At 65.3% G+C, this 12,097-nt stretch carries 8 protein-coding genes; 6 read left to right on the forward strand and 2 right to left on the reverse strand.

Annotation, left to right across the window (positions count from 1 at the left end):
- Positions 1-43 precede the first annotated feature (43 nt).
- The 3 genes from IAG41_RS05565 (at position 44) to IAG41_RS05575 (ending at position 6,462) form a co-directional block, all read left to right on the forward strand.
- Positions 44-2,887 carry a TonB-dependent receptor gene (locus tag IAG41_RS05565; RefSeq protein WP_187727528.1) on the forward strand — a complete coding sequence of 948 codons (2,844 nt, stop codon included), beginning with the start codon at positions 44-46 and terminating at the stop codon, positions 2,885-2,887.
- 111 nt (positions 2,888-2,998) lie between these two features.
- Positions 2,999-4,951 (forward strand): glycoside hydrolase family 3 protein, encoded by a 1,953-nt coding sequence (locus IAG41_RS05570; RefSeq protein ID WP_187727529.1) that lies wholly within the window; start codon positions 2,999-3,001, stop codon positions 4,949-4,951.
- Positions 4,952-4,965: 14 nt separating this feature from the next.
- On the forward strand, positions 4,966-6,462 hold the full coding sequence (locus IAG41_RS05575; protein ID WP_187727530.1) for a tryptophan halogenase family protein: 1,497 nt from the start codon (positions 4,966-4,968) through the stop codon (positions 6,460-6,462).
- Here IAG41_RS05575 and IAG41_RS05580 read toward each other — a convergent pair.
- Positions 6,459-7,445, reverse strand: a complete 987-nt coding sequence (locus IAG41_RS05580) for a cupin-like domain-containing protein (RefSeq protein ID WP_187727531.1) — start codon at positions 7,443-7,445, stop codon at positions 6,459-6,461. The genes IAG41_RS05575 and IAG41_RS05580 overlap by 4 nt on opposite strands.
- 18 nt (positions 7,446-7,463) lie before the next feature.
- Here IAG41_RS05580 and IAG41_RS05585 point away from each other — a divergent pair, with 18 nt between their 5' ends.
- The 3 genes from IAG41_RS05585 to IAG41_RS05595 are packed head-to-tail and all read left to right on the forward strand — an operon-like array spanning position 7,464 to position 10,809.
- Positions 7,464-8,153 carry a DUF6445 family protein gene (locus tag IAG41_RS05585; RefSeq protein ID WP_316251087.1) on the forward strand — a complete coding sequence of 230 codons (690 nt, stop codon included), beginning with the start codon at positions 7,464-7,466 and terminating at the stop codon, positions 8,151-8,153.
- An 11-nt stretch (positions 8,154-8,164) separates the two neighbouring features.
- Positions 8,165-9,586: a glycoside hydrolase family 30 protein gene (locus tag IAG41_RS05590; protein ID WP_222950474.1), complete on the forward strand. Its 1,422-nt coding sequence runs from the start codon at positions 8,165-8,167 to the stop codon at positions 9,584-9,586.
- Complete coding sequence (locus IAG41_RS05595; protein ID WP_187727532.1) at positions 9,583-10,809, forward strand: MFS transporter; 1,227 nt, start codon at positions 9,583-9,585, stop codon at positions 10,807-10,809. The genes IAG41_RS05590 and IAG41_RS05595 overlap by 4 nt, the downstream gene beginning before the upstream one ends.
- Here the strand turns inward: IAG41_RS05595 and IAG41_RS05600 are convergent.
- A complete protein-coding gene (locus IAG41_RS05600) occupies positions 10,799-12,061 on the reverse strand; it encodes an Nramp family divalent metal transporter (protein ID WP_187727533.1) in 1,263 nt (420 codons plus the stop codon). The genes IAG41_RS05595 and IAG41_RS05600 overlap by 11 nt on opposite strands.
- Positions 12,062-12,097: the final 36 nt, after the last annotated feature.

The following is a 12,097-nucleotide window of genomic DNA, read 5'->3' on the forward strand; positions in this document are numbered from 1 at the left end:
TAAATGGGGAGGAATTATGGGTCAGTTTGGCCAGCCGCGTCGCATGCGCGGAATCAAAACGACATTCGGTTTGACGGCTTCGGCGCTGGCATTGGTGACAGCGTTGCCAGGGGTGGCGTTCGCGCAGGAAGCGGCCGCGCAGGACGGCCAGGCCGCGCCTGAGGCGAGCCAGGATGACATCGTCGTAACCGGCATTCGCGCCGGTCTTCAGAACTCGATCAACATCAAGCGCGACGAAACCTCGATCGTCGAGGCGATTTCTGCCGAGGATATCGGCAAGCTGCCCGACGTCTCGATCGCGGAATCGATCGCGCGCCTCCCCGGCCTCGCCGCGCAGCGCGTCAACGGCCGTGCGCAGGTCATCTCGATCCGCGGCCTCGCGCCCGACTTCACCACCACGCTGCTCAACGGTCGCGCCCAGGCGAGTTCGGGCGACAACCGCGCCGTCGAGTTCGACCAATATCCGTCGGAGCTCCTGTCGAGCGTCGTCATCTACAAGACACCCGATGCCGAGATCTCAGGCATGGGCCTTTCGGGCACCGCCGATCTCCGTACCGTGCGTCCCCTCACCTTCGGCAAGCGCGCGATCGCGCTCAACGTGCGCGGCGAGCTGACCGAAGGCGACAAGCTCAACAGCGATGTACGGCGTTGGGGCGGCCGTGCCAGCATCAGCTATATCGACCAGTTCGCCAACGGCACGCTCGGCATCGCGCTAGGCTATGCGCACCTCGATTCACCGTCGAAGAACATGCACTACAAGGCCTATGGCTATGAATCGTTCGGCGGGGTCAGCCCGACGACGGTGCAGCCGGCTTCCGCAGCGGATGCGCTGTTGCTGAACGGCCAGGAAGTGTTCGCGACGTCGCGCCTCAATCGCCGCGACGCCGGGATCGCCATCCTGGAATGGAAGCCGAGCGACATGGTCCATTCGACGCTCGACATCTATTATTCCAAATTCCATCAGGAAGAGACCACACGTGGCGCGCAGTGGTTCTCAAACGGCTGGGCTGACGGCGCGACCTTCACCGGCGTGACGACCGAAGACCGAGGCGGAACCAAATTCGCGACCGGCGGCGTGCTGCACGGCGGCGTGCCGATCATCCGCAACGACTTCAACAAGCGTGACGACGAGATCTTCTCGATCGGATGGAACAACGAATTCAAGATGGGCGATCGCAGCCATCTGATCGCCGATCTTTCCTATTCGAAGAACAAGCGCAAGGAGCAGATCCTCGAGACCTATGCCGGCTATGGCATGGGTGTGGGCGGCGTCACCCCGGCGACGCCGGACGTGGGCCGGACCTTCGACACGATCAGCTTCGAGATCCCCGACGACGGCTACCCCACCTATGGTGAAGGGCTGAACTATGCCGACGCGGCGCATGTCTCGCTCGGCGATCGCGCGCCCTGGGGCGGCTGGGGCCATGACGGCGCCATCCGCTTCCCGGACGTCGAGGAAAGCATCTATGCGATCGACCTCAAGGCCGATCACGAATTCGACGGCTTCCTGACCAAGCTCACCGCCGGCTTCAATTTCACGCACCGCGAGAAGAACAAGCGGGTCGACGATTTCGATCTGTTCCTGAAGAACGGCCGCCAGCAGGTGCTGGTCGACCAGGCCGACCTCGTCGCGCCGACGTCGCTCGGCTATACGGGCTTCGGCAATGTGCTGAGCATCGATCTCGAAAAGGCGCTCGACAAATATTGGAACCGCGCACCCATCCTCGACGCCAATTATTTCGACAAAAATTGGGACATCGAGGAAGAGCTGCTGACGGGCTTCGTCAAGGCTGACTTCAAGCTCGGGCCGGTGCGCGGCAACCTTGGCGTGCAGGTCGTCCAGCAGAAGCAGGAATCGACCGGCGTGGTGATCAACGGGCTCGAGCCCGGCCAGCCGATCGTGCCGAAGCTCCGGACCGACGGTGCGGACTATACCGACGTCCTGCCCAGCCTGAACCTGATCTGGGAACTTGGCGGCGGCCACCGCCTCCGCTTCGCGGCATCGAAGACTATGGCGCGCCCGCGCATGGACGAGATGCGCGCGAACGTGACGCCGGGCTTCAACGCCCTGGTCTGCAGCAACGGTCCCGGATGCGCGCCGGGGCAGACCGTCAATCCCTGGTCGGCATCGGGCGGCAATCCGAACCTCAAGCCGTGGCGTGCGGATGCACTCGATGCGGCCTATGAATGGTACGTCAACCGCACGACCTACATCTCGATCGCGGGCTTCTACAAGAAGCTGCACACCTATATCTATCAGCGCTCCGACCTCTTCGATTTCTCGGGCATCCCGCTGCCGAGCACCGCGAGTTCGATCCCGGCAGGCGTGATCATAAGCCCGATCGGGCAGATCACGCTGCCCGCGAACGGCAATGGTGGAACGATCAAGGGCCTCGAATTCAGCGGCGCCTTCGATTTCGGGACGCTGATCAAGCCGCTCGAGGGGCTGGGCGTGATCGGCAGCCTGTCGCTCACCGAGTCCGACCTCAATCCCGCCGACAATGGACAGGAAGTCCGCATCCCGGGCCTGTCCGGGACGGTCTACAATATCACGGGTTATTACGAGAATGGCGGCTTCCAGGCACGCGCCAGCTATCGATACCGTTCGGCCTTCAAGGGCGAGGTGGTGCAGCTCTTCGCGACGCGCGGCCAAACCGAGATCCTGGCGGACAGGCAGGTCGACGCACAGATCGGCTACACCTTCGAGAAGGGGTCGCTCAACGGGTTCGGCGTGCTGTTCCAGGTCAACAACCTGACTGACTCGCCCTATCGGACCCGCCTCGGCCTCGACGACGGTGGCACGCACACCGCCGATGGCCAGAGCTTGCCCGAGACTTACGAGAAATACGGCCGCCAGTTCCTGCTGGGGTTCAACTACCGCTTCTAGCCTCCTCCGGATCACCCTCCGGAACCCTGATGGGGAGGTGTGAGGATCACCTCATGCCTCCCCAATTTTTTGATCGTGCCGGCCGCCGGCCGAGTCAGGCGAGTTTGACCGATGAAGAGATTTCGCGCGGGGCTGTGGCTTTCCCTCCCCTTACTCGCGAGCTGCATGTCCACGCACGATCGCACGGCGCCTTCGGGCACCGAATGGCCGGCGCTCCGCTCCCCGTCGCCACGTGATGCGGCGATGGAGGCACGGATCGCCGGCATCGTCGCCGGCATGACGCTCGAGCAGAAGATCGGCCAGATGACCCAGGCCGAGATCCGCTACATTACGCCCGACGAGGTGCGGCGCTATTATATCGGCTCGATCCTCAACGGGGGCGGCAGCTGGCCGGGGATGCGCAAGAACGCCAAGGTCGGCGACTGGACCGCGCTTTCGGACAGCTTCGCGCGCGCCGCGCAGGCGACCGACATGAAGGTGCAGATCCCGCTGATCTGGGGCACCGATGCGGTACACGGGCACGGCAATGTCGCGGGCGCGACGCTGTTCCCGCACAATATCGGCCTCGGCGCCGCCAATGATCCGGCGCTGATCGAGCGCATCGGCCGGGCGACCGCGAAGCAGGTCCGTGCGACCGGGATCAGCTGGGTGTTCGCGCCGACACTTGCGGTGGTCGAGAACCGCCGCTGGGGCCGCAGCTATGAGAGCTATTCGAGCGATCCCGCGATCGTAGCGCGCTATGGCGGCGCCATGGTCCATGGCCTGCAGGGTGGACTGACCGGGGACGGCGACGTCGTTGCCACAGCCAAGCACTTCATGGGCGATGGCGGCACCTTCGACGGCGTCGACCAGGGCGAGAATCGCGCAAGCCTGCGCGACATGATCGCCCGCCACGGCGCCGGCTATTATCCCGCACTCCAGGCCGGGGTGCAGACGGTGATGATCTCGTACAACAGCTGGAACGACACCGCCGCCGGCAGGGATTATGGCAAGATGCACGGCAGTCGCGAAATGATCACCGATGTCCTGAAAGGGAAACTTGGCTTCGACGGCCTCGTCGTCTCCGACTGGAATGGCATCGAGCAGGTGCCGGGCTGTTCCAAGCCGCATTGCGCCCAGGCGATCAACGCCGGCATCGACATGATCATGGTGCCCGAGGACTGGAAAGCCTTCATCGCCAACACGGTCGCCGACGTTCGCGAGGGCCGCATTCCGATGGCGCGGATCGACGATGCGGTGACACGGATCCTGCGCGTGAAGATGCGCGCGGGTCTGTTCGACCGTCCGGTGTCCGCCAGCATCTATAATGGTCGCGCCGACGCGCTGGATGCGTCCGCGCTGGCGCGCGAGGCGGTCCGCAAATCGGCGGTGTTGCTCAAGAACGATCGCGGGCTGCCGCTGCGCACCGGCCAGCGCGTGCTGGTGGTCGGCGCGAGCGCTGACAGCATCTCCAACCAGAGCGGCGGCTGGTCGCTCACCTGGCAGGGCACCGAAAACAGCAACCGTGATTTCGCCACCGGTACCACATTGCTGGCGGCGTTGCGCCAGCAGCTCGGCGCGGACAAGGTCACCTATTCGGTCGACGGCAAGGGTGTGGATCCCAGTCGGTTCGACGCAGTCGTCGCCGTGCTCGGCGAGGCGCCCTATGCCGAATATCATGGCGATGTCCGCGCGCCCAAGCCGGTCCAGCACAGCGCGCTTTACCCCGCCGACCTCGCCGCGCTCCAGGCGGTTTCAGGCAAGGGCGTGCCCGTCGTCTCGGTGCTCTATTCGGGCAGGCCGACCTACACCAACGACCTGATCAACCTTTCCGACGCGTTCGTCGCGGCATTCTTGCCCGGCACCGAAGGCGAAGGGCTCGCCGATGTACTGCTGGGCGGACGCTATGACTTTACCGGGCGGCTTTCCTTCACCTGGCCGGGCTCGGCCTGTTCGACGAGCGATGGGCCCGGCAACACCTTCCAGTTCCCGCGCGGCTATGGATTGGGCTACACCCGCCACAAGCGCCTAGGCTCGCTTCCCTCGCCCACCGCCCCGGCGAGCTGCGAGACCGCGGCGCGTTGAGCGCGGGGAGAGGCATGCAACAGCTCAAGCGAATCCTGATCGTCGGCGGCGGGTCGGCCGGGTGGATGACCGCCGCCCTGCTCTCGCGATTGTTCGAGGGGCTCTACGAGGTCCAGCTGATCGAATCCGAAGAGATCGGGACGATCGGCGTCGGCGAGGCGACGATCCCGGCGATCAAGAAATATAACGAGCTGCTGGGGCTCGACGAGAACGAGTTCATGCAGCGCACCCAGGGTAGCTTCAAGCTCGGCATCCAGTTCGTCGATTGGTGGCGGCAGGGCGAAAGCTATATCCACGGCTTTGGCGTGATCGGACAGGATCTGGGCTGGCTGCGCTGCCACCAATATTGGTTGAAGATGCGGGCGAAGGGCCGTGCTTCGGACTTCGCCAATTTCTCGATCAACACCGCCGCCGCGCTCAAGAACAAATTCATGCGCGCCGATCCCAAGCTGGCGGAATCGCCGATCGGCCATATCGCCCACGCCTTCCATTTCGACGCCGGGCTCTATGCCAAGTTTCTGCGCGGCTATGCCGAGGCGCGCGGCGTCCAGCGACGCGAGGGCAAGGTCGCCGATGTCACGCTGCGCGGCGAGGATGGCTTCGTCGAATCGGTGACGATGGACGATGGCGAGGTCATCGCCGCCGACCTGTTCATCGATTGCTCGGGGTTCCGCGGCCTGATCATCGAGCAGGCGATGAAGACCGGCTACGAGACCTGGACGCACTGGCTGCCGTGCGACCGGGCGATGGCAGTCCCGTGCGCGCGTATCGAACCGTTCACGCCCTATACCCGCTCGACTGCGCGACCGGCGGGCTGGCAATGGCGCATCCCGCTCCAGCACCGCACCGGCAACGGCCATGTCTATTCGAGCGCTCATATGGACGATGCCGAAGCCGAGGCGCTTCTGCTCGCCAATCTCGACGGCGCGCAGATGGCCGAGCCCAACCGGATCCGCTTCGTCACAGGCAAACGGAAGAAGATCTGGAACAAGAACTGCGTCGCGATCGGGCTCGCTTCGGGGTTTCTCGAACCGCTCGAATCCACCAGCCTTCACCTCATCCAGTCGGCGATCATCCGGATGGTGCGATTGCTGCCCGATAGCGGGTTCGATCCCGCGACGATCACCGAATTCAATCGTCAGACCGACTTCGAATATGAGCGGATCCGCGACTTCATCATCCTCCACTATAAGGCGACCGAGCGCGACGACACGCCCTTCTGGCGCTATTGCCGCGACATGGAGGTGCCGGACACGCTCCAGCGCAAGATCGACCTGTTCGCCGCCAATGGCCGGGTTTTCCGCGAGGACGACGAACTCTTCACCGAGGAGAGCTGGATCCAGGTCTTCCTGGGCCAGGGCATCATCCCGCGCGGCTATGATCCGCTGGCCGACATCAAGAGCGACGCGCAGGTCGCGCAGTTCCTCGGCAATATCGAGAACGTCATTGGCAAGTGCGTCGACGTGATGCCGGCGCACGCCGATTTCGTCGCCAAGACGTGCCCGGCCTAGCCGCCCTGAAGCTTGGCGAGCAGCGCCTTGCGCATCTGCGCGACGTCCTGCAGCGATGTCGCGCCCAATATGCCGCGCGCTTCCGTGGGCAGATGTTCGCCGGGATCGCCATTGGCGAGGAAGACATAGTGATCGAACATCGCCTGCCAGGCCCGGCGCTGATCTGGCGGCAGCAGGCGCAGGCTCATCATCCCGAACATCATCGCATCCCAGGGCGATCCGATCCCGGCGGGCGCCGCATCCCACCAATAGTTCACCAGCATGCTGAACGGCGAAAGCGCCTCGACATGGTGATACCATTGATAGGGAATGTAGAGCGCGTCCCCGGCCTCGAGCTCGGCGGATTGCGCGGCTTCGAGCGCGTCGGCGAAGCGCGGATAGCGAGCGAGATCGGGCGCGGTCAGGTGCGCCATGCTCACCTGCACGCCCGCCGGCGTGGGGTTGAAAGGCCCCATGTAGAGATTGCCGACCTGTTCGGGCGGGAACAGGGTGAACCGGCGCCGGCCCGCCGCGACGACGGCGATGTTCTCCGACGGATCGTGATGGATCGCCACCTTGGCGGCATTGCCGATCCACAGCCGTGGCAGGATCGCGGACGGCAGTATCGCCAGCCGGTTCGCTTCCGCGAAGCCGGGCACATGATCGGTCGCGCTCAATCCCTGCAACGCGAGTGCATCGGGGCGGTCTTTTCCCGCCTCCCCCGCCAGCGCATCGAGAAAATCGCCGAGCGGCGCCTGTTGCGTTGTGAAATTACGGGTGCCGATCTCAGTACCATAATGGAGCCGCCCTTCCACGTCCGCGGGCGCGCGCATGAACGGCACGGGGTTGGCCGTCGCCATCCCACGCAGATAGGCTGCGGGATCCGCCGCGCGGACGATCGGCCAATCGGAGGCGATGCCCTTGAGCACCGCGGGTTCGGCGGCCGCGCGGATTTCCTGAAAGCCGGCGGGCGTGACATCGTGCCAGGTTCGAATGGGGGTCATGGTCGCAGGAGCGTATCAGTGCAGCCGAGAAACGAGCAACCACAGATCCGCGTCGACCGCGTCGGCGCCGAGCAGGTGCCGGTGGTGGTGGTCGAGCATTTTTCGCCGGACCCCGATCGTTTGATCGCCGAGGCCGAGACGCTCGACTTCAGCGTGATGGGCGAATTCTATCCGGGCATTCGTGCCCTGGTGACCCCTGCCTATTTCGAAGGGCTGAATGCGGTGCTGGGGCCGGTGATGCGCGAAGTCTTCGGCGCGCAGGAGCGGATCGGGTTCAACCGTGCGCTCTATTCGCTGGCGATCACGCCGCCCGCCGAGCTCACGCTCGCCCAGCGCATCCCGCATATCGACACGGTCGAGGAAGGCCGGATCGCGATCCTCCATTACCTGTCGCGCGCACCACATGGCGGCACTGCCTTCTATCGGCATCGCTCGACCGGGTTCGAGACGATCGACGCCGCACGGCACCGCCCGTATCTAAACGCGTTGCGCGCCGACTTCGGCGCTGAGGGCGAGCCCCTCCCCGCTTATATCCAGGGTGACACCACGATCTTCGAACAAACCGCGCGGTACGATGCAGTGTTCAACCGCGCGCTCATCTATCCGAGCAACCTGCTACACTGCGCGATCCTGCCTGATCCCGCCGCCCTGGCGCGCGACGTCCATAAGGGGCGCCTGACCGTGGCGAGCTTCCTGACGATATGCTGAGGAGAGAGAAGATGCGGATCCTGGCCGGCCTGTGCGTACTCGCGCTTCCCGCCTGCGCGCCGATGGGACGCCCCGCCGCGACGCCGGCCGCTCCGATGGTCGAAGCTTGGCTCACACTGCCCGACCAGTCGCAGCTTCTGGCGCAGCAGCCTTCGCTTGCGCTCGAACCCGGCAGCGGCGGCCCGACGGCTATCAAGGTCAACCCCGCGCAGCGCTATCAGGAGATGGTCGGTTATGGCGCGGCGATCACTGACGCATCGGCCTATCTCCTCCAGCGCAGGATGAGCGCAGCGCAGCGCGAGGCGCTGCTTGCCGAATTGTTCGGCCCCAAAGGCATCGGCCTGTCGTTCACGCGCGTCACCATCGGCGCGTCCGACTTCTCACGCAGCCATTACAGCTATGACGACCGGCCCAAAGGCGAGACCGATCCGGGGCTGGCGCATTTCTCGATCGCCCCGGCTAAAATGGAAGTGCTGCCCACGGTCCGCGCCGCGCGTGCAGTCAATCCGAAACTCGCGCTGATGGTCTCGCCCTGGAGCCCGCCGGGCTGGATGAAGACCACCGACTCGCTCATCACCGGCACCTTGCGCGACGACGCCTACCTGCCCTTCGCCACCTATCTGCGCCGAACTGTTCAGGACTTCGCCGCAGAAGTCGGCCCGGTCGACTATCTCAGCATCCAGAACGAACCCGATTTCGAGCCGGACAGCTATCCGGGCATGCGCCTCAGCGCCGCGCAGCGCGCCCGGGCGATCGCATTGCTTGGGCCCGAGCTCGCCAAGGCTGGTCTGGTGACGCGAATCCTCGACTGGGACCATAATTGGGATCTGCCCGAACAGCCGCTGTGGGTTCTCGCCGATGCGCAAGCGGCCAGTCATGTCGCCGGCGTCGCCTGGCATTGCTACAAGGGCGACATCGCCGCGCAGAGCCAGGTGCGCGACCGGTATCCCGACAAGGACGTGTTCTTCACCGAATGCTCGGGCGGCGAATGGTCCAAGGCCTGGCCCGACAGCTGGGCCTGGACGGTGCGCACCTTGGTGATCGGCGCGCCACGCCATTGGGCACGTGGCGTGCTCCTCTGGAACCTCGCGCTCGACGAGAAATTCGGCCCGCATCTCGGCGGCTGCGACAATTGCCGCGGCGTCGTCACCATCGACAACGCCAACGGCGCGGTGTCGCGCAACCCCGAATATTATGCGCTCGGCCATGCCAGCAAGTTTGTCGTGCCCGGCGCCCGGCGGATCGCGTCCGACAGCAAGGCCGATGGCGTCGAGACCGTCGCCTTCCGCAATCCGGACGGCACGCGAGTGCTGCTCGCGTTCAACGCGGGCGGGCAGCCAGCGGACATGGCGGTCGAATCCGAGGGGCGCCATTTCGACTACACCCTCCCCGCCAACGCCGCCGTGACGTTCCGCTGGCCCGAGGTGCGATGACCGCGCGCCCAGCACGCAGCGATGCGGCATTCGTGCCGGTCACCGCGCTATTCTTCGCCTGGGGCTTCATCTGCGCGAACAACGATCCGCTGATCGCGGCGATGCGCGCGATCTTCGGCCTGAGCTATACCGAGGCGCTGTTCACGCAGATCGTCTCGTTCATCGCCTTCGCGACAATGTCGCTCCCCGCCGCGGCGCTGTTGGCCCGGATCGGGGCGCTGCGCACGATCCTCGTGGGGTTCGCGACGATGATCGCCGGTTGCCTGCTGATCCAGCTCACTACCTTGGTGCCGCAGTTCGGGATGGTGCTGGCCGGGCTGTTCGTGCTCGTGACCGGGATCGTCGCGCTGCAGGTCGCCACCAACCCGCTCGCCGCGGCGCTGGGGCCAAACGAGCACAGCCATTATCGTCTGACCCTCGCGCACTCGTTCAATTCGCTCGGCATGGTGTGCGGCGTGCATTTCGGCGCGCGGGTGATCCTTGGGCAGGAAGGCCTGCGCACGGGCGCCAGCCAGGCGGCGGGGATCGCCGCAGTCACCCACGCCTTTCAGATCATCGCGATGCTCGTGCTGGTCTTGCTGCTGCTGGTCTTGCTCGTCCGGCACAGGCTGACCGACGCGCGCATCCCCGATGCCGGTGGCGGTCGTATAGGTGACGCGCTGCGCTCACCCTGGGCGATGGCCGGCGCGGGGGCGATCGCGCTCTATGTCGGCGCCGAAGTGTCGATCGGCAGCCTGTTGATCCTTCATCTCGCCTCGCCGGGCACGCTGGGCCTGCCACTGGCCGATGCCGGAGCCTATGTCGCCAATCTCTATTGGGGCGGCGCTTTGGTCGGGCGCTTTGCCGGGAGCTGGGCGCTGCGCTTCGTGCCCGCCACTCGGCTTTTGTTGCTAGCCGCCGCAAGCGCAGGGACACTTTGTGCCGCAGCGCTCGTCCTGCCCGGGCCGGCCGGCGCCTGGTGTCTGTTGGCGGTGGGCCTGTTCAACTCCGTGATGTTTCCGACGATCTTTACGCTCACTCTGGAACGGTCCGACGCGCCGCCGGCGACGGTCTCAGGCCTGTTGTGCCTCGCCATCGGCGCCGGCGCGGTGGTGCCTCTGCTCGCCGGCCAGGTTGCCGACCATATCGGGCTGGCCTGGGCATTCGTCGTGCCGATGTTTGGCTATGCAGCCATCCTGGCCTTCGCGGCGGCGCTTTTCCGGCGCCGGATCGTCACAGGATGACCATCGCCACCGCGGCCGCCGCCATCACCGTGGTGGCTGCCCAGCCGAACAGCAGCAGTGGCACCGGTGCGGTGAACTCGCCCATGATCGCCTTGCGCGAGACGACCACCATCATCACCGCCATGATCGGCACCGCGACAACGCCGTTGATCACCGCGCTCCAGAACAATGCCTTGATCGGATCAATCGGCGACCAGTCGATCGCGATTCCCAGCAGCATCGCCGTGCCGATCACCGCATAGAAGGCGGGCGCGTCGGTCGGCTTCTTCTCCAGCCCGATCCGCCATCCCTGCGCCTCGCCGGTGGCATAGGCGGCGGAACCGGCAAGCACGGGAACCGCCAGCAGTCCGGTTCCGACAATGCCGAGCGCGAAGAGCAGGAAGGCGAATTGCCCAGCCACCGGTTTCAGCGCTTCGGCGGCATCTGCCGCGGTGGCGATATCGGTCTTGCCCGCGGCATTCAGCGTCGCGGCGGTGCCGATCATGATCGTCAGCGCGACGATGTTCGAAACCGCCATCCCGACAAAGGTGTCGATGCGAATACGGCCCAGCTCGCGGGGCGCCTGTTCGGGCGCCTCTTCCAGGGCATGTTCCTCATCATGGCCGTCGATCTCCTCCACTTCCTGGCTGCTCTGCCAGAAGAAGAGATAGGGGCTGATCGTGGTGCCGAAGATCGCGACGATCGTGGTGACGGCCCCCGCCCCCGCGATTGTCGGCACGACCATGCCCTTTGTGGCGGCCGCCCAGTCGACATGTACCAGCAGCACCAGCGCGACATAAGCGAGCAGCACCAAAGTCAGCCATTTGAGGATCGAGGCGTAGCGGTGATACGGAAGGAAAAGCTGCAGGAGCAGCGATCCCACCGCGAAGACAATGGTGAAGATGTGTCCGCCGCCGCCCGCCACGAGTTCGGCCGCGTCGCCCATCGCCGCGAGGTCCGCGCCGATATTGATCGTGTTTGCGACGAACAGCAGCATGACGAGCGAGCTCAGGATCCACCGCGGCAGGATCTGGCGCATGTTCGCCGCGAGCCCGCGCCCCGTCACCCGCCCGATCCGCGCGCTCACCAATTGCACCGCGGTCATCAGCGGATAGGTGAGGATCATCGTCCACAGCAGCTGGAAGCCGAACTGGGCCCCTGCCTGGGAATAGGTGGCGATGCCGCTGGGATCGTCGTCGGCGGCGCCGGTGATCAGCCCGGGGCCGAGTTGCTTGGTGAGCGAGGGCCTATGACCAGTGCGTTCGGTGTCCATCGTCGCTCCTGATTGCCCAGCAATTCAATATTCGCG

The sequence above is a fragment of the Sphingomonas sp. JC676 genome, from assembly GCF_014489075.1.
Lineage (GTDB): Bacteria > Pseudomonadota > Alphaproteobacteria > Sphingomonadales > Sphingomonadaceae > Sphingomonas.